Below are 18,096 nucleotides of genomic sequence, written 5' to 3'. Positions count from 1 at the left end.
GCTAACCTGCTTGTTTAAATAAGCTCGCCATATCCACTATTACCCCTTTCCCTTTTAACCGTTCATGCATGGTTTTTTCAGGTTGGCGTTGTGAATAGATATAACGTAAATCCGTATCAGGCAAGCTATCCCAGTCGCTGGGCTTGACTACCTTTATAGCCGAAACCTTTTTACTCTTGGAGGGCTTTTCTAGTTCTGACACTACCGTTTCGCCTTCCATCAACCACTGCAAAACAAGAGGCAGTAACTTTTGTCTTGTCATCGTTGGATTCTGGCTAAACGCTTTTTTAATAGTGGGAATTAACAGGCTTGAATCGTAATCCTCTTTCAGCATCAGATATAAATGACGCTGATCTTCGGTATCTAACTCTTGAAGGGCTTTTTCTTCTGGTGTTTGTTCTTGTATCGCTGCGATATCTAGCTGAAGTTGGATTAACCGTTTATCAATCTCGGGAACGACTAGATCAGAATAACGAGCAATGCGTTCTGGGATACCCGAGCGTAATGCCTCTAGCATGGGGTGCACAGGCTTTAACTCATCTTGATACACTTGCCGCAATAAACCAGCGGTAATACGCTCATTGCCTAAAGCTAGCGCACGGAGCTGAGCGAGTACAAAAAGTTTTACTACAATGTCCATCACTCCTTGGCTTAGCTCATACCACACATCACGGACCTCATCCGATAACAGCGCATCTTTGCGTTGTAAAAGCTGTAATTGCCAAAGATTATCCGTAAAAGCGATCCACTCTTGATTGGGCTTTCCACGTTGCGTTTGTTGTATAGGATCCCAGAATATAGCTCCAAACCCTGCCCCTCTACGTGCAGACCGCAAATCAGCCTCAAAAATCTCTCGTGCTTTAGGGGTACCAATCAACATCACTGGTACGCCAATAATATTCACCATCGTCACAAAAAAGTTCAGCATCTCTTGAGATCCACCCGAACGAGAGCGGCTTAAATGCTGAATTTCATCAATAACCAACAACCCTAAAGCATGTGCATTGGCTATTTGCGACATCAAAGCCAACATGGTTTCTATACCATGACGTTTTAAGCCATAACGACGCTCATAGTTCGAGCCCAAGGCTCGATCCAACGCTCTGAAAAAATTCAAGCAGATTTCTTTTAGCGAACCATTATGCGAGCAGTCTATTTTCAAATACACCACCTGCTCTACATTGAGTTCACGATGGTAAATCACCTGAGGATACGTGGCTAGAATACGATGAAGAGAGGTCGTCTTCCCACTACCAGAACAACCAATTAACAATAAGCTTTGTGCCGTAGATCGTGCCTCCTCAAAGCGAAATGTCTCCAACTCTCCCGTTTGAACACGCTCATAACCATTTTGTAAATGCTTTTGTAAATCTCCTGTTTTAGGATTTCTGCCTACGTAGCCACCTCGAATCATGACCGAAATACGCTCACTTAGTAGCAAATGCGTACCTAATGGCTGAAAATAGTCATCTGGAATACGACAAATGGTATGAGCTCTGATAACACGGGACTTTTGCAAGTCAGAGGAAGTAAGCTGTAAAGAGGATTTCAGTGATGCAGCACTATTCACTGACTCTTGTAATGGTGGTAAGGCCTCGATAAAAGGATTATCACGATAAGCCTCTACCCCCGTATCACGATAAACTGCTTGAATCCGGGTAGCACTCATGACTCATCCTTTTCTGGTGGATCCTGAAATAATTCAGGCACGTATGTGGGTAGGCTGTAATCTTCTTGATCATCCGCTTCCACTGCGTTGAAAGGAATAACTTTAGCCTCATCACCTGAAGAGCTTGGCTTCAAATGCTCCGCACGTTTTTTACGCTCCGAGGTCACGGCTTCTTTTTTATTAGTTTTAATCTGCTTAATGCGTGTTGATTTGGGCTCAGTAGTACTGGGCGTTAACTTATTCGCTTTCTGAATGGTTTGCTGAATAAACGCCTCAAGCTCCCTGCGTTTAGTTAACTCATCCTGCTTCGCATTGGCTTTATTGTGTTTTTCTTGTGCTTGTATATCCCAAACCTCCCAAAATGAGAGACCTTTAAACTGCCGACTACGTTCCGTCAGATTACAGCGCCAAAATACACGGCTGCCAACTTGCGGAAACAAATAAATCGTATCAACCAGCACTGGGTCATAAGCCGCTTCTAAATGTTGAGGTCTAGCTATATCAGTGCTCCGCTGCAACCAACCCTCACGCAGAATCTCTGACCCCGAGTAATACAAACCCCACAAATTAACGCCAAATGAAGAAATAGAGACCTTTCGGCGAGGCAGTAACGCTACTCGCAACTGCTCTTGCTCCACAGCCCTTAAACTACCTGTACGATGCTGCATACCCCATTGCCATAGCTGGACAGGAATAGACGGTAAATCTGTAGGAAAATCAGCATCTCGATCGTATTTATCCATCACCAGATGGTTATTTCTGAATAAGATCGTACGCAAAATAATTTGTGTGAACTCAAATACCGACAGAGATGCATCTAACCTATAGTCTGTTTCACCATGGCTTTTGATCCGACTGCCCTCTACAATGCCAGGTGCAAAGGACTTAAACTCGGCTTGTAGTGTTCTAAAAGTGCTTTCCACTATGCCTTTAGCATCGCCACGTCTAGGTGGAGCACTTTCCACTCGCACATTAAAACTAGAAACTAAGGCTTCGACCTGATGACTCATTAATTCGCCACGGTCCGCTAGCAACACATCTGGCAAACCTACACACGGCCAGTCTGAGCTACTAATCTCAATATCATGCTGGGCACAAATGGCCGTTTTGTCAGAGCAAGCATTTACAAAAGCCTGCATCGCCACCACATAAGACGGATTTTCAAAGCCGATATAAAAGCCCGTGATCATCCGACTAAACACATCAATCACAATGTAAAGCGTTGGTCTTCCTATGATTTTTTGGCGATCATGATGATCCACTAAATAAATATCAGCAATCGTGGCATCAATCTCATAACGACTCCCAGGGCCTAACGCCTGAGAAGTGGCTGTACTACTTAAGGGTCGTACGTCTTTTTTATATACCCCTGCTTTAACTCTAGACTTTAAGCGCTGAGCTTTAGGGTATTCTCGATCATAAAAATAACGAAACTGACGTAGTGTTGGGTAATCCTCTTGGGGAATGCGAGGAAAATACTGAGCAAACAAGTCCACAAATCGTCTATAGGCAACGGTGGTCTTTGTACCTTTTTGATTTAACAGGTGCTTTTCTATGGTCAACCTAAAAAGGCGTTCAATCTCGGGCGTTACCTTGGTTCCTTCACCCTTACCATATTCTCTGGCTCGGCCAATCTTTGCTGTTCCTGTCGCTGAACGTCTTTCCCCTGGTGCACCGCTGTTTTTGTAGTCAGGAATTAATGCATTAGGCGTTTGACCACGCTGCCAGTAACGGCGTAACAACTTATAAACTGTAGCCTTAGTAACCTTATGTTCTTGGACCACATGCTCAACGAGTTCGCTTCTGACTTTAGGGTCGAAACGATCCTTACTATTAATAATAGGAAGAATTTTTCGATAATCCTCCTCGCGCTTCTGGAAGCTGACAGAATCTACAGACGGCTCTTCTAAATCAAGATGTACATAAGGGTCATCAGTTCTAACTAAGCGGCCTTCATCTAAATACTGCATTAGCAACAACTCAGCCCTAGCTTGTGGAACTCCTTTATCAGCGCTTATTTGCATCCAGACAACTTGGCCATCCTCTATAGCCAAAATGCGATACGGATCATTATCAAATAGCACAACCTCATTAATTTGCCACATAGCGCAACTCCTCCATATTCACTACTTGGCTAATACAGAGATCTGCACACTTATTTGCCCTGAAAGACTTATAAATATTGAACTTAATAAAACCATTTGCGGTTAAGGCTCGTATCTCACTCAATGTTTTGCCTAACTCCAAATCATAAGCAATATCAACCTGCTTACAGACATTGATAATGTTTTCATCTCCTTTTTCTTGCAGGATATGGGCCAATGGGGATAGTTGTGCTAAAAGCTCCGCAGAAACTTCTTCTGTTTTCACTGAATAAAGCCATTCAATATTTTCTTTTACTACGGGATTTATTTCTTTATCAGTAAAAATGAACCAAGGAATTTGCTTTTGCTGCCAATAGCGACGCTCTAGTTCTAGTTTTTCTAAGGTACGCTCGTCTTGTAAGGCTGCTGCAGGTTTGACTTGAATAGCAAACTGCTCAAAAGGACCATCTTTGCAGTCCACTAAAAAATCAGTAGACATAACCTGATCTACACCACGAATAACAGGATGCTTAATACCACTATCTATTGCAATCTGCCTGGTATCACTAGGTAATAAGGGGAACTGCTCGCGTATATCTAGCACGCTGCTCTCCCACTCAAGACTGAGAAAAACAGCAAGCTCTAAGTCAGATAGCAAATGATGGACTCGTCCCGTCTTATGAGAATAAATACGGTGGGAACGACCTGAAGAAGGAACTTCTTGTACTGTTAGCCATGGAATATAGTCTTTACCATGCCCTTGGCCACGCCCCTCTTTAATACGACGGGCAATTTGCACTTCAGAAAATGAAGAGTTTGCTTTAGCCATAACAAAAGTCCAGTATGCTTTTTCACAGCATAACTGGACTGATTTCAGTTTACAACTATTCTGTCTAGTTTAAGACTTTATTGTCATAGTTTAGATCTATTTTGTTCAGTTTAAGACTTTATTGTCCGCCCACAATAAGTTCATTAAAGCTTACAAAACGTAAATTAATTACCTTAGAATCGCCTAAAAAAACACTCTCTGTCAGTGCCATGGTTGAATGTGCAACACGCCCTAACGATAACAAGCATAGTCGGCGTTTAACATTCGCTCTCCAGCGCCCTTCTTATAGGGGCAAAGCTGCGCCTATGCTCTGGTAACACGCCAAGCGTCGCAACGGCTGCCATATGAGCGCGCGTTGGATAGCCTTTGTGTTTAGCGATGCCATACTCAGGATACTGCGCATCTAAGTCATACATGGCCTTATCACGGCTCACCTTTGCCAATATACTGGCCGCGGCGATACTGGTATGACGGCCATCGCCCTTGACCCATGCTTGACAGTCGAGCATGGCGGGCGCTATACCTGCCTTGGCAATCTTACTAACGTCTAAATCAGGGCAGCGATTGCCATCGATTAGCACTTCGATAGAGCGATGACCGACAGCGGTCAAATGGGCGGCAATTGCTTGTAGCAGCTCCTCGGTACACAAACGCATACCGAGCATCGTCGCCTGCAAAATATTGATTTGGTCGATGACGGCGGCCGGTATCTCCGCGATGATATACCCAGCCGCATACTGCTGCACCAAGGGGTAGAGCCTGTCACGCTTTTTTTCACTCAACTGCTTGGAGTCGGTCAATACAGACAGCGGGGTATCCTTTAGCGGCTGCGCTTCTATGAGCCCCGACCACGCGGCAGGTAGTAGCGCCGCGGCGACATTGACAGAGCCTAGCAAAGGGCCGCGGCCAGCTTCATCGACACCTATCTGTAATGGCAAGACCGCGTCCTTTGTCGTTTTCCCATATTGGCTTTGTAGCTCCGAGGCATGTAGTTGACCAGACAAATGGATGGGGGCTGCTAGTTGAATATACTGACCTTTGATATCGACTTGCTCAATACGTATATCAATTGGTATCAAAGGCTGGGCACTACTAGATGGGTTACTCATAACACTGCTATATCTTTTTTTGAGGGGTGAAAGTTGGACTTGGTGACATTGCCTTTAGCATTGTCTTTAGCGTGGCTTTTAGCATTGTTCTTAGTATCGTTTTTAGCATGATTTTTAGTATTTTGTCATAACAGTGCTGCCATAAGGCACATATGACATGTGTTATTGCTGATGGTTTTGCTTATACCATTGCTCGATGACGCTGTTTGCCGGCTCATGGTTGCTCTGCTGCTGTAATAGCTGTTTGGTGGTAAGCAGATCGCTCATTTGCTCGGCATAGGCGCGTGGCTGTAATAAACGCATCACCGTACGGCAGATATTGTCCCCACTCGCCTGCTCTTGTATCAGTTCAGGCACTATCGCGGCATCTGCTAGGATATTGGGCAACGCCACATAAGGCACTTTTACCAGACGCTTGGCGATCTGATAGGTCAGCTGATTTAACTGATAAATCACCACCATCGGTCGCTCAAGCAGCATCGCCTCTAGTGTCGCGGTGCCTGAGGCTAGCATCACCACATCGGCTGCTGCCATCGCTTGCTGACTAAAGGCTGGCTGGCTATCATCGTAGACCACCACAATAGCGGCGCGCAGCTGCTCTGAGCGTTTATCGATGACATCCTGCACGATATATTGATGGTTTTGATCCACAGTAGGGATGATAAAACACAGTTTTGGGTCCAGTAATATCAATTTTTGAATACCATCGAGCATCAAAGGCAAGATGGCGGTAATCTCCCCGCGCCGCGACCCTGGCATTACACAAATGAGCTGACTGACTTCATCAAAACGATCAATAAAAAACTGCTGTAAACCATCATTGTGCCAGACCAGCTCACTGCGGCGCTGATTGATAGGTGTCGCGAGCAGCCCTTGGTCTATGGTGCGTAACAGCGGATGACCGACACAGATTGCTGGGTGGTTATGACGCTCATAGACTGGCAACTCAAACGGAAACAAGCACAGCACCAAATCGGTGGCTGCTTTGATATTATGGATACGCGACTCACGCCATGCCCAAATAGAAGGGCTGACATACTGAACACAAAAAACCCCTTTGGGCTTTAGTTTTTTTGCGACCCGCAGATTAAAATCAGGTGCATCGATACCAATAAACCAGTCGATAGCAGCGTTTTGAAACGCTACTAATAACTCACGGCGTGCCTTTAGCAAATCTGGCAGTTGTGCCATGACCTCAACCAGCCCCATAACAGCCAATCGCTCTAATGCAAAGATGCTTTGTAATCCTTGTGCTTGCATCTTGGCGCCGCCGACACCGACCCAAACAATATCATCGCGCAGATTGTTCATCTGCTGCATAAAGTCGGCACCCAAGCTATCACCTGACACCTCACCTGCGACGATACCGATGACTAGTGGACCCGCGTTTGACTCAGGTACCAAAAGCTCAGCCGTGCTTTGACTCTCAAGCGTCTGTACCGTTGCGTCTGGCGTCACACCAAGGGCGTGGTTAAGGATAGCAAAATCTGTCATGACAAGCTCTCGATATGAAGATGATAAAGGTACGATAAAAACAATTATAAAATATAACACATGTCAGTTGCCATAAGGCCTGATAACGCTAATAACGATGCTCATTGACGCTGCCATCATACGTAACGACGGCCAAAATAGCTAAATTGACTCACAAAAACCACGCGCCGCCTGTTTTTATATCCAACGCAGGCGTCACAATGATAACTGGATTTTAGCTTCCTCATTCCAGTTATCAGTTAATTAACTATATGATTACCCTTGTCAACCAGCGCTTTTGTCCGCATAATGAATATCCCTATAAATCAGCTAGACGATATATAACCATGACAACATCAGTTACCCATAATGCAGATATTGACGACGTGAATATTGAAAAATTCATTCCTTTGATCACTCCCGCTGAGCTAAAAGCTGAGCTGCCTTTGTCAGACAAAGCTTATAATACTGTCCTAAAAGGTCGCAACACTATCCAAGATATCTTGGACGGTAAAGACAAGCGCTTGTTTGTGGTCGTCGGCCCTTGCTCTATTCACGATATTAAAGCCGCTCACGAATACGCCGATCGTTTGGCGGTATTGGCAAAAGAGATCGAAGATAGCATATTTGTGGTGATGCGTGTCTATTTTGAAAAACCCCGTACAACGGTGGGCTGGAAAGGCATGATCAACGACCCTGACATGAATGACAGCTTTGATATCGAAAAAGGCTTGCGTACGGCGCGTAAGCTTTTGTTAGATCTCAACGAAAAAGGCTTGCCGTGTGCCACCGAGGCCTTGGACCCAAATACGCCGCAATACATGCAGGATTTGATCAGCTGGTCAGCCATTGGTGCGCGTACCACTGAAAGCCAGACACACCGTGAGATGAGCTCAGGTTTGTCTTGTCCAGTGGGCTTCAAAAACGGCACCGACGGCGGAATGACAGTCGCGGTCAACGCCATGCAAGCGGTCAAAGAAGGCCATAGTTTCTTAGGTCTATCAGCAGATGGCAAAGTCTCTATCATCAAATCAAAAGGCAACCCTTACGCTCACGTGGTATTGCGCGGTGGTAATGGTAAACCAAACTATGATGAAACGGCGGTAGCACAAGCCGAAAACGCACTGGCTAAAGGCAAAACCAATGGCAAAATCATGATTGACTCAAGCCATGCCAATTCAGGTAAAGACCCATATCTACAACCAATGGTCATCGCGAACGTCGCCGAACAAATCCAAAACGGCAACAAATCCATCATCGGTATGATGATCGAAAGTCACCTTAAAGGCGGCAATCAAAAGCTGACCGCCGACTTAAGCCAGCTTGAGTATGGCAAATCTATCACCGACGGCTGCTTGGATTGGGACAGTACGGTCACAGCTCTATACAAGCTGCGTGATATGGTCAAAGACGTCTTGCCAAATCGCTAACTATCAATGCAAAGAGCTATCGTCTAGCTAACACGCCCAGCATTGATACTGTGATACGCTAAAAAAAGCCCGCCCGATACGCATATCGGGCGGGCTTTTTATGATAGTCAGTTGAAAATAAAACTGTTATATAAATTTAAACGCGCTACTGGTATAAATTTTACTTGCGTGCTGCGTTCCCAGAGGCTGCGCAACCTACGTTTAAAAATAGCATCCCAGTAGCGCTATGCGCTTTTTAGAGTGCATCGACTATATCCTATCCTACTCGCCTGTAGACCCAAGCACACTCTCTAAACTCTCAAGTACATGCTTAGACGATACCTGCTTTTGTAAATCAAGCAGCTGCTCATGCGCCATCTGACGGCGCGGCTCAGCCAAAGTGTTCCAGCGCGCTAGCACTTGTAATAAGCGCGATGCCAATACTGGATTGGCAGTATCCAGCTTTTTGATGACACCAGTATAGATATCCAGTCCATCAGCTGTCCAGAGTACGGTAGGCTGCGATGCAAAGGCACCGATGACCGAGCGGACACGGTTGGGCGTATTCCAATCAAAGTCCTTATGGTTAAGCAATGCAGTGATGGCGTCAGGGGTGACCGTATCGGCAGACGCCTGCACACTAAACCACAAGTCAATAACCAAATCATTGTCTTGGAAACGCTCATAAAAATCTGCTAGATAGTCATCAGCTTTTGCCAGTTGATGATTGACCATCACCTTTAACGCGCCAAAACGCTCTGTCATACAGCTGGCATTGTCATATTGCTGCTGCGCCCATGCTGCTGCGCCTTCAACGTTGGCGGTCACTGCCATATCGAGTACCACATTACGCAGCGCACGTCTGCCGCGAGCATCGGCACTGTCTTGATACGCCTGTATGGGTAGCTGCTCATAAAGCTCTGCCCACTCATCTTTTAATGCCAAAGCCAGCTGTTGATATAAACCTTCACGCTGCGCTTTGATCGCCTCTGGGTCATAGTCCTGCGGTATGGCAGAAGCCAGCTCCTGCGCCGATGGAATATCCAGTAAGCGTGCCGCCAGCATCGCATCCTCGGCGGCAAGCACAGGCAATGTCTGCGCCAGTGCATGCAGATAAATATCTGGGCTACTTTTCTCGCCTTTGTTTTGTAGCAAGATACGATTGACCAGCATCTGCGTTACTTGCCAGCGGTTAAAACCATTGGTCTCGTGCTCAAGTAAAAACGCCAAATCAGCATCTTGATAAGCATAGTTGAGCTGCACAGGGGCACTAAAGTCACGTAATAGCGATACTACAGGCTCGCTAGTCACATTTTCAAAGACGAAGGCTTGTGTTTCTTGATCAAGCAGCAACATACGCTCGGCGACGATATTGCCAGTATTTCGATCAAACAGTGCCGTCGCTACAGGTATTGGCAGAGGCTTTGGCGCATCAAAACCTGCGACATGGCGAGTTTTTTGACTCAACGTAATGGTCAACGTCTGCGTGTCGCTGTCATAGTCTTGGTGCCCTGTCACCACAGGCGTACCAGGCTGGCGATACCAGTCGATAAAGTCCTCAATCTTGCTATCGGTAATACTGAGCGCAGATAAGAAGTCCTCCACCGTCACCGCTTGCCCATCATAACGGCGGAAATACTCATCTGTCCCTTTTCGGAAGTTGACTGGCCCTAGCGTATTGGCAATCATACGCACGATTTCAGCGCCTTTTTCATAGACAGTCGTCGTATAAAAATTATTAATCTCAACAAAACTCTCAGGGCGCACAGGATGCGCAAGCGGCCCTGCATCCTCAGCAAACTGATGCGCGCGTAAGGTGGCCACATCATCGATACGCTGTACCGCGCTTGATTGCTGATCGGCAGAAAACGACTGATCACGGTACACTGTAAGGCCTTCTTTTAGACACAGCTGAAACCAATCACGGCAGGTAATGCGGTTGCCCGTCCAGTTATGAAAATACTCGTGGGCGATGATAGATTTGACACTAAAACTGCGCGCATCTGTAGTCGTCTCAGGACTAGATAGCACACAAGCGGTATTAAAGATATTTAGGCCTTTATTTTCCATCGCGCCCATATTAAATTGACTGACAGCGACGATCATATAACGGTCTAAATCATAAGCGCGGCCATAGTTGACCTCGTCCCAGCGCATGGCATCTTTTAGCGCCTGCATACCGACATCACACTTATCAATATCGGCAGACTTGGCATAAAGCTCAAGCGTCACCTCGCGCCCTTCACTGGTGGTGTATGAATCCGTCAGCACATCCAAATCAGCGATGACGCAAGCAAACAAATAGCTTGGCTTGTTGGTCGGGTCATGCCAGATGGCATAATGACGGTCTGCTGTACCACTGACGTCGCCCGCCTCTACCAAATTACCATTGGCCAGCAGCGTTGGATAACGTTTATCCGCCTCCAAGCGCGTGGTAAATACCGCCAGCACATCAGGACGATCTGGATAAAAAGTGATCTTACGAAACCCCTCAGGCTCGCACTGAGTGACAAACATGGTATCGTCGCCACTGCCCGCCATATATAGCCCCTCAAGCGCTGTGTTGGTCTGCGGACAGATGCGCACTTGTATCTCTAAAGTAACGTTATCAGGGGCATCTGCTATCGTCAGCTTGCCTGCCCTATGTTGATAGCGCTCGGAGGGCAATGACTCGCCGTTCATAGTGATTGCCAGTAGCGCCAAATCCTCACCAAATAACACAAGATCCCCTGCACTTTGGCGCACCATCTGTAGCGTGCTAGCTACCTGCGCGTGGTCTTCATATAGCTTGATATCCAAATCGACCGTTTCGACAGCAAAGCTTGGCTTTTGATAGTCTTTTAGATTGATTTTGCTGGGTGCTTGCGGTGGCACATCAGGCATTTCAGGGTTGATAATTTGGGTATCTGTTTCAGCAGTAGACATGGGGGTTCCTATTGTTATTTATAAAAAATACGTGTGATTAAAATTCCTAGCGCTTCCTAGGGCGTGTCTTTATTTCAAAAATGGTGATAAAAATGAGATAAATTGCGGTCAAACAAGGAGAATCGCGCCGTTAATATCGTGATATAAACCCGCTATTTGACGATGTTTGGCAAAATTTGGCCATTTTTAGCCCATTTAGATAACTATCGAGTGAATTGAAGACACGCCCTAACCTTAACACCTAAAAGCCCTGTGTTAGATTTTAAGTTTTTTACGTGGTTTAGCTGTTTATTTTTTAGCTACATTGGCCTAAATCACCAAATTTCAAGAGCAGCTCCCTAGATTGTGGCGCTGATAATCCGTGGTTTATAGTCAAATTTAAATAAGTCAGTCAGATAGCTGGCTTTGGTAAAAATAGTAAGTTTAGTCGTCAGGCCTCAATTTTTCATTGGATAATGCATACCAAAATGATTTAATAAAGGCCCTGACGATTACCATTTGAGAAACGGCCTATCATATGACAAAGCAATCCACGCGTCGCGCAGAGGTGACGCTACCTTTATTAATAGCTTATATCGATGCGCTATTGCCCACTCTAGCACAGGCAACTGATGCGCAGACAAACACTCAATCAGATAGCAAAAGCACCAAACATAAAATTGACGATAAGCCCGAGCTACTGCCCGATCTACTGTGGGTAACCGAAGACAAAAACACGCTAGCGTTATTAAATACCGCGCTTACCAACCATGCTGCTTTTCAAGCCAGCGATACCACACAGCCCGCTGACAAACTTTCCTCATCGACCTTACTGGCGCTCAACCAACAGCCAGTATCTGAGCGGTATGAGCTGGTGTGTTTTTGGTTGCCGACGCTATCAGCAGAGCAGCTACAGCAGTATATCCCATTACTCATGCGCTATCGCGACCTATACGCCGCCCATCTACTCATCGCCCTTGAGCACAATATCGACTTACAACCCTACGGATTTACCCCGTTTGATATATTACAGACTTCTACTTTGACAGAAGAGACCGACCTATCAGGTGCCGATATGACCCAGATGCCTGCCGCCGCCCATGCTCTTGGATCAGCGACACTGTGGCAATTTAATCTGTATGACTACAAACAGCTGCCTAACTGGCTCAATGCCGACTACTGGGCAAACCCTGAAAACTGGGACAAGCACCGCTGGTAGTTTGTTTTTCTGTCTCGATATCAGAGCATTTATCAAAACGGCTATATATAACAAAACGAGCATATCTGATTGTAAATTCTCGAGTTATTTACAGTAATACTACTTACATAAAATAACACTGAATATATGATAAATGGTAATTGCCTGAGTTTTATCGAAGCAGTTTACAACAACAACGTTAATTAAAAATTTTAGGAGCTCACCATGTCAATTCGTTTTTCTAAGCTTGCAGTTCTCGCTGTATTGTCAAGCGCTGTCGCAATCACTACAGGCTGTGCGACCAAACGCGCCACCTCTGAAGTTGTGGTTGCCCCGCTAGGTATCCCAGGCGGTCAAACGGGCTATAATGGTGCCGTCATCGTAGACAACGCCAGTACCGTCGTCACTGGCGCAGACAACCTGCAAGCCGTCGTTTACTTTGCCTTCGATAGTAGCGAAATCACCGCACAAGCGGCCAATGTCCTCAATCAACACGCAAGCTTGCTACGCTCAAACCCAGCCGCTGGCGTAGTGATTGCTGGTCATACCGATGAGCGTGGTAGCCGCGAGTATAACATGGCGCTAGGCGAGCGCCGCGCCCAAGCAGCGCGTGACTATCTGGCCGCTCAAGGTGTCGCGGTCAATAATATCCGCATCATCAGCTACGGTGAAGAGCGCCCTGCCGCCGCTGGCACCACCGAGGCCGCCTATGCGCAAAACCGCCGCGCGGAGCTGTCTTATTAAGACAAATCCCATACGCTCGTATTACCAATCGTCAGCGTAATACTAAAAAGGCCCAGCAATATCACGTTGCTGGGCTTTATACTTCCTACTTCTACATAAAACCTGCGGCTACACCTATGCCCTTATACTTGACACAAACTCATATTGTGAGGCTTGGGCCTACGACATGGTGTGCCACCGCCCGTGTCAACGCCCTTGCCCATAAGCGTATCAATAAACCGCCCTATCTAAGCCGATACGACCTAAACACCCATATAGATGATACCCAGCAATGGCAGTATTGCCGTGAGGCTACAGACATATCAGCACCTGATCGGGCGCAGCAGCAGCGCCAACTACAGCGGCAAGGCGTAAGGCTGTTGTTACAACAGCTACTCACCAAGCTACAGATAGACGATACCTTAGATGAGTCAGCCTTTCCTTATCAGCTTGCTCGTAGCAAATACTATGTATGCTTTAGCCATACAGGCGCAAAAAATACAGACGATACTGATAATAGCAACACTCAACCAACGAGCTGTCTATACAATCAGGTGGCCGTCATTCTCAGCCAGCATCGTCCTGCTGGCATCGATATAGAAGCAAATGAGGTAGCTTGGCAGGTGGTTCGGCGTTTTTATGCCGGTAAAGAAAAAGCAGTATTGCAACGACTGCCTGCATGGCAGCGTGATGCAATCGCAAAGCAGCTATGGCAAATAAAAGAAAGCTATATCAAGGTATATCAATACACCCTCGCGCAAGGGCTGGGTATCGACTACGCTTATCTGGTTGAGGATTTGATAGACAGCGTGATAGACGACCATCATCTGATGACTGTGATGGATAAAAAAACAGGGTACCGTATCGCCATCATTCCTAGGCAGCATATTGTAATTGTGTTTTGATGAGGATATCCAGCCAACATCTAAAGCATTGCATATCCTCTATTTAATCGCTAGTCATCTTACTACTTGTTATTAGGGCATGTTGAACACTCAACCATGGCACTGACAGAGACTATTTTTTAGACGATTCGAAGGTAAAAATAGTAAGCTTAGTCGCTCTAAGCGTCTATTTTTACCAATGAAGCGGCAAAAAAGAGTCCTGTCCCTACGGCTGATGCTAAAATTGCGCCATACTGCGTTGCAAATCTAGCTAAGGCATCTGCATTATCGTCGCTTTGCGCCTTGTCTGGAACAATTTTAGCGATCAGCAGTGCCTATTTGTGAATGTTCAACACGCCCTAATCAGCGCACAAAAAAACGACCCTAATAAATAGGATCGTTTTTTATTTATTTAATAACAGCCAGTAGACTGTGATTAAATTAGAAGCGGTAAGTTGCACCAACTTTTACGATTGGCATCCACTCTAAGTAGTCTTTATCTTCTAGCTCTTGCTCAGCACGTTTTGCAACGTCGTTAGGGGTTAGTCCTGGCACAACAGTACCACCCTCAATGAAACCATCTTCTACACGCACTGTACCAGTTTGGGTTGCACTGACAGTAGCATCTGTTTTACCCATGTATGCTGCACCAAGCTCACCGAATAGACCAAAGTTTTCAGTGATGTTAGGACGGAAACCGATAGTAGCATAAGGCGCTAGCTTGTTGCGGTGTTCCATAGTACCTTGTAAAGTACCTACATCATCTGCGTTGTATGATACGTCGTTAATTTTATATACGCCGCCTTCTGGGTTAGCAGTTACATCGAGATCGTTATCCGGTACGATGATACCCGCGCCCATAGTGAACCAGTTACCAGTAGGACGTAATTGTACGCCTAGGTATGGGTTACTAAAGTCAGCATCTACATCATAGTTTACGTCGTTTGCATCAAAGTCGCCGCCAAACAGGTCAGCAACATCACCACCTGCCCAACCGGCTTGTAGTTCAGTTTTTTCATTCAAACCCCAAGCGATATTGGCACCATAACCTAGTGTACCAACTTCAGCACTGACAGCAGCTGGGTTGATAGCGGTTTGGAAGAAAGTCTTAGTACCACCAACGACAGCACCAGTGGTGTTACGTACCACACCAGCATCAGCATTGTATGCATAAGCAGGTTCTACTTCATAAGCGACAGCGACTGGCTCTGCTTCATAAGCGACAGCTGTGTTGTCATCAACAACGACAACTGGCTCAGCCGCTAGTGCAGCAGTTGAAGCCAAAACGGCAGCAGAAATTGCTGTTAGTTTAATAAGTTTCATAAATACTCTCCTAAAGTGTGGAATAACTCGCCCAAAAAAAATGATAATTTAGTTCTTCTTAAATCCATCATTTTGTTGAGCAGATTAAAACAATTTTGGCTCAAAAAGTCACCCCTACAGACGCGCTTTTTATTTGCCATTATGTAAAGATTGCATAGGTATTGTAATAATTGCTACATCAACCGGCAAAACTTCAACTTTCTGTTACACAACGCTCTCAAACTGATCCAACAGCGTAGACATGATTTTTAAGTGACTTAAGTGACTTAATACTCATGTAAGGATATTACAAAATATGTCATTATCATCGCTTAATGACGTCTCAGCTTCAATAACAGTTATATAGCTTATTACTACAGATTGTTGTGTTTTGTGAGTTGACGTATCTAGGGGTGTTTTTGGACAAAAAAATCAGTTAGGAAAATAAATGACATAAATGTCTTGATATATCGCGACTAACGTTTGTCTAAGCGTTATATTGTGCTAAATTAGAGACAGTAATAAACCAGTTACAAAGCCTCAGGTTTATGATTTTTTGTTATAATTATTAACGCGTTGCAAGCGACTGCGCTTTCTCCTCTTTTATTATTATCGAGCCATTTATATGCCTAAAGTATCGTCGATTACCCGTGTGTTAGAGATTATAGAAGCGGTGTCTTATGCTTCTAAGCCGCTCTCTCCACTTGAGCTATCGCAAGAGCTGGACATTCCAAAACCGACCATCCATCGTTTGATTCAAAATCTGGTGGATGAGGGGTTTGTCACTGTTGATATCGGCGGCGGCATCATACCTGGCAAGCGAGTACGCAATTTGAGCGTTGAGCTGTGGCAGCAGCGCCAGTTTTTTAATGAGCGGCAGATGGTTTTGCATAAGCTGGTCGAGGAGATCGAAGAGACTTGCGGGATTGCGATTCCTTATCATATGAATATGCTCTATACCAACCGCGCGCAGACCTCACTACCCTTGCAGATTTATCTGCCTGTGGGCGTCAAGTCTCCGATGTGGTGTACAGCAACGGGTAAGCTGTATCTGAGCCAGCTCTCCACCACCAGCCGTAACAAGATATTGAAAGGCTTGCCTTTGGATAAATTTACCAAAAACACCATCACAGATATCGATGCGCTCAATCAAGAGCTGGATAAAATCGCTGAGACAGGGGTCGGTATCGACAACGAAGAGTTTATCTCGGAGATGGTGGCGGTGTCTGTACCTGTATTAGATAAGAAGTCACGTTATCTGGCCTCTTTGTACTTGCATGCGCCGACCATACGCGTGTCATTAGACGAGCTGATGACGCATGTGCCGCGCCTGCAGACAGCCGCTCAGGATATTCAGGCTTTGGTCTATGAGCTACAAAACTAAGCAGAATTTTATAACCAAAAGGTCTGCGATATCACAGATAGCGCAGACCTTTTTTGCTTTGAGACGAGTGCCTTTAGTAGCTTTGTGCGTTCGAGACAGATATTTCAAAGACTAGATATTTCAAAGACTAGGCAATTCAAGAATTAGGCACTTTAAGACAGCACCGAATGGTCATGACGCCCCATGATACTAGAAAAATCTTTGTCGCCATTTTCGCGCGCGTGATCGTCGTAGAGCTCTGTCGCCTTGGCACCCATCGGTGTCTCAACCGCGGTATCTTTGGCAGTTTGCATGGCAAGATTGAGGTCTTTTTGCATCAGCTTACTCATAAAGCCGCCTTTGTAGCCCTTGCTCGAAGGCACGTTTTCTAACACCTGAGGATAAGGGTTATAAACCTCCAGTGTCCAGTTGCGCCCAGAGCTTTGTAGCATGATGTCAGACAATACTTTGGCATCGAGGCCGTTTTTTACGCCTAGATTGATGGCCTCTGCCGTCCCTGCCATCAAGATACCTAAGAGCATATTATTACAAATTTTGGCGACCTGTCCTGCTCCATGCTCGCCTGCATGAAAGATGTTTTTGCCCATCACCGCCAGTATCGGCTCCGCTTTGGCAAATGCGTCAGCACTACCGCCAACGATGAAGGTCAAACTACCAGCGATGGCACCGCCTGTACCGCCAGAGACGGGCGCATCTAAAAAGTCTATACCAAGACCAGTTGCGGCGTCTGCTACCAATCTGGCGTCAGCGGCAGCGATGGTACTACTATCGATGACCAGTGTGCCCTTGGGCAGCTCTGCTAGCAAGCCATCAGATCCATTCTCACCTAGATAGACAGAATGAACGTGCTTGCCCGCTGGCAACATACTAATCACAACGCTCGCATTGCTCGCCGCCTCTTTTGGGCTGGTAGCGACGCTGGCACCTGCTTGCTTCAGGCGCTCGCATGCTTCTGCAGATAAGTCATATACTGATAGCGGATAGCCTGCCTTCAATAGGTTTTCTGCCATCGGTGCGCCCATATTACCAAGACCAATAAAGGCAATCGTTGGTTTTGCCGCGGCACTCTTTGCTGCATTTTTGGTATTTGTGTCCTTCATACCCATCTCATCACTCCTTGATGATTGA

The 18,096-nt window shown here is 45.9% G+C and carries 13 protein-coding genes; 5 read left to right on the top strand and 8 right to left on the bottom strand.

The features are described from left to right. Nucleotide 1: 1 nt before the first annotated feature. The 5 genes from C6W44_RS10765 to lpxB form a co-directional block, all read right to left on the bottom strand. Complete coding sequence (locus tag C6W44_RS10765) at nucleotides 2-1,669, bottom strand: AAA family ATPase (protein WP_001276994.1); 1,668 nt, start codon at nucleotides 1,667-1,669, stop codon at nucleotides 2-4. Continuing rightward, the gene (locus tag C6W44_RS10760) at nucleotides 1,666-3,774 is read right to left on the bottom strand and encodes a DDE-type integrase/transposase/recombinase (RefSeq protein ID WP_000267723.1); all 2,109 of its coding nucleotides are present in this window, start codon (nucleotides 3,772-3,774) and stop codon (nucleotides 1,666-1,668) included. The genes C6W44_RS10765 and C6W44_RS10760 overlap by 4 nt, the downstream gene beginning before the upstream one ends. Further along, a complete protein-coding gene (locus C6W44_RS10755) occupies nucleotides 3,761-4,582 on the bottom strand; it encodes a TnsA endonuclease N-terminal domain-containing protein (RefSeq protein ID WP_001029679.1) in 822 nt (273 codons plus the stop codon). The genes C6W44_RS10760 and C6W44_RS10755 overlap by 14 nt, the downstream gene beginning before the upstream one ends. A gap of 257 nt (nucleotides 4,583-4,839) precedes the next feature. After that, nucleotides 4,840-5,691: a ribonuclease HII gene (locus C6W44_RS10750; RefSeq protein ID WP_105245560.1), complete on the bottom strand. Its 852-nt coding sequence runs from the start codon at nucleotides 5,689-5,691 to the stop codon at nucleotides 4,840-4,842. A 162-nt stretch (nucleotides 5,692-5,853) separates the two neighbouring features. Next, on the bottom strand, nucleotides 5,854-7,185 hold the full coding sequence (gene lpxB, locus C6W44_RS10745) for a lipid-A-disaccharide synthase (RefSeq protein WP_105245558.1): 1,332 nt from the start codon (nucleotides 7,183-7,185) through the stop codon (nucleotides 5,854-5,856). Between the two features lie 326 nt (nucleotides 7,186-7,511). Between lpxB and C6W44_RS10740 the strand changes: the two genes are divergently transcribed. After that, nucleotides 7,512-8,594, top strand: a complete 1,083-nt coding sequence (locus tag C6W44_RS10740; RefSeq protein WP_105245556.1) for a 3-deoxy-7-phosphoheptulonate synthase — start codon at nucleotides 7,512-7,514, stop codon at nucleotides 8,592-8,594. A 261-nt stretch (nucleotides 8,595-8,855) separates the two neighbouring features. On the opposite strand, the gene pepN is transcribed toward C6W44_RS10740, so the two are convergent. Continuing rightward, nucleotides 8,856-11,498: an aminopeptidase N gene (gene pepN / locus C6W44_RS10735; protein WP_105245554.1), complete on the bottom strand. Its 2,643-nt coding sequence runs from the start codon at nucleotides 11,496-11,498 to the stop codon at nucleotides 8,856-8,858. Between the two features lie 517 nt (nucleotides 11,499-12,015). On the opposite strand from pepN, the gene C6W44_RS10730 reads away from it, so the two are divergent. From C6W44_RS10730 to C6W44_RS10720, 3 genes are all read left to right on the top strand, one after another. Next, complete coding sequence (locus C6W44_RS10730) at nucleotides 12,016-12,696, top strand: DUF6231 family protein (protein ID WP_105245552.1); 681 nt, start codon at nucleotides 12,016-12,018, stop codon at nucleotides 12,694-12,696. A 204-nt stretch (nucleotides 12,697-12,900) separates the two neighbouring features. Next, nucleotides 12,901-13,419 carry a peptidoglycan-associated lipoprotein Pal gene (pal, locus tag C6W44_RS10725; protein ID WP_105245550.1) on the top strand — a complete coding sequence of 173 codons (519 nt, stop codon included), beginning with the start codon at nucleotides 12,901-12,903 and terminating at the stop codon, nucleotides 13,417-13,419. 116 nt (nucleotides 13,420-13,535) lie between these two features. After that, nucleotides 13,536-14,303 (top strand): 4'-phosphopantetheinyl transferase family protein, encoded by a 768-nt coding sequence (locus tag C6W44_RS10720; RefSeq protein WP_105245548.1) that lies wholly within the window; start codon nucleotides 13,536-13,538, stop codon nucleotides 14,301-14,303. Nucleotides 14,304-14,723: 420 nt separating this feature from the next. Here the strand turns inward: C6W44_RS10720 and C6W44_RS10715 are convergent, their stop codons facing one another. Continuing rightward, the gene (locus C6W44_RS10715; RefSeq protein ID WP_105245546.1) at nucleotides 14,724-15,605 is read right to left on the bottom strand and encodes a hypothetical protein; all 882 of its coding nucleotides are present in this window, start codon (nucleotides 15,603-15,605) and stop codon (nucleotides 14,724-14,726) included. A gap of 604 nt (nucleotides 15,606-16,209) precedes the next feature. Here C6W44_RS10715 and C6W44_RS10710 point away from each other — a divergent pair. Next, a complete protein-coding gene (locus C6W44_RS10710) occupies nucleotides 16,210-16,968 on the top strand; it encodes an IclR family transcriptional regulator (RefSeq protein ID WP_105245544.1) in 759 nt (252 codons plus the stop codon). Nucleotides 16,969-17,120: 152 nt separating this feature from the next. On the opposite strand, the gene mmsB is transcribed toward C6W44_RS10710, so the two are convergent. Then, nucleotides 17,121-18,074: a 3-hydroxyisobutyrate dehydrogenase gene (mmsB, locus tag C6W44_RS10705; RefSeq protein WP_105245542.1), complete on the bottom strand. Its 954-nt coding sequence runs from the start codon at nucleotides 18,072-18,074 to the stop codon at nucleotides 17,121-17,123. Nucleotides 18,075-18,096: the final 22 nt, after the last annotated feature.

The organism is Psychrobacter sp. Marseille-P5312 (assembly GCF_900291405.1).
In the GTDB taxonomy this organism is placed as follows: domain Bacteria; phylum Pseudomonadota; class Gammaproteobacteria; order Pseudomonadales; family Moraxellaceae; genus Psychrobacter; species Psychrobacter celer.
Note: the sequence above shows the minus strand (reverse complement) of the source record. Positions and strands in the feature narration are given on the sequence as shown.

What these genes read in the sequence shown, in the direction of transcription:
- C6W44_RS10765 (WP_001276994.1), bottom strand. Translation starts at nt 1,669, where the DNA reads ATGAGTGCTACCCGGATTCAAGCAGTTTATCGTGATACGGGGGTAGAG.
- C6W44_RS10760 (WP_000267723.1), bottom strand. Translation starts at nt 3,774, where the DNA reads ATGTGGCAAATTAATGAGGTTGTGCTATTTGATAATGATCCGTATCGC.
- C6W44_RS10755 (WP_001029679.1), bottom strand. Translation starts at nt 4,582, where the DNA reads ATGGCTAAAGCAAACTCTTCATTTTCTGAAGTGCAAATTGCCCGTCGT.
- C6W44_RS10750 (WP_105245560.1), bottom strand. Translation starts at nt 5,691, where the DNA reads ATGAGTAACCCATCTAGTAGTGCCCAGCCTTTGATACCAATTGATATA.
- lpxB (WP_105245558.1), bottom strand. Translation starts at nt 7,185, where the DNA reads ATGACAGATTTTGCTATCCTTAACCACGCCCTTGGTGTGACGCCAGAC.
- C6W44_RS10740 (WP_105245556.1), top strand. Translation starts at nt 7,512, where the DNA reads ATGACAACATCAGTTACCCATAATGCAGATATTGACGACGTGAATATT.
- pepN (WP_105245554.1), bottom strand. Translation starts at nt 11,498, where the DNA reads ATGTCTACTGCTGAAACAGATACCCAAATTATCAACCCTGAAATGCCT.
- C6W44_RS10730 (WP_105245552.1), top strand. Translation starts at nt 12,016, where the DNA reads ATGACAAAGCAATCCACGCGTCGCGCAGAGGTGACGCTACCTTTATTA.
- pal (WP_105245550.1), top strand. Translation starts at nt 12,901, where the DNA reads ATGTCAATTCGTTTTTCTAAGCTTGCAGTTCTCGCTGTATTGTCAAGC.
- C6W44_RS10720 (WP_105245548.1), top strand. Translation starts at nt 13,536, where the DNA reads ATGCCCTTATACTTGACACAAACTCATATTGTGAGGCTTGGGCCTACG.
- C6W44_RS10715 (WP_105245546.1), bottom strand. Translation starts at nt 15,605, where the DNA reads ATGAAACTTATTAAACTAACAGCAATTTCTGCTGCCGTTTTGGCTTCA.
- C6W44_RS10710 (WP_105245544.1), top strand. Translation starts at nt 16,210, where the DNA reads ATGCCTAAAGTATCGTCGATTACCCGTGTGTTAGAGATTATAGAAGCG.
- mmsB (WP_105245542.1), bottom strand. Translation starts at nt 18,074, where the DNA reads ATGGGTATGAAGGACACAAATACCAAAAATGCAGCAAAGAGTGCCGCG.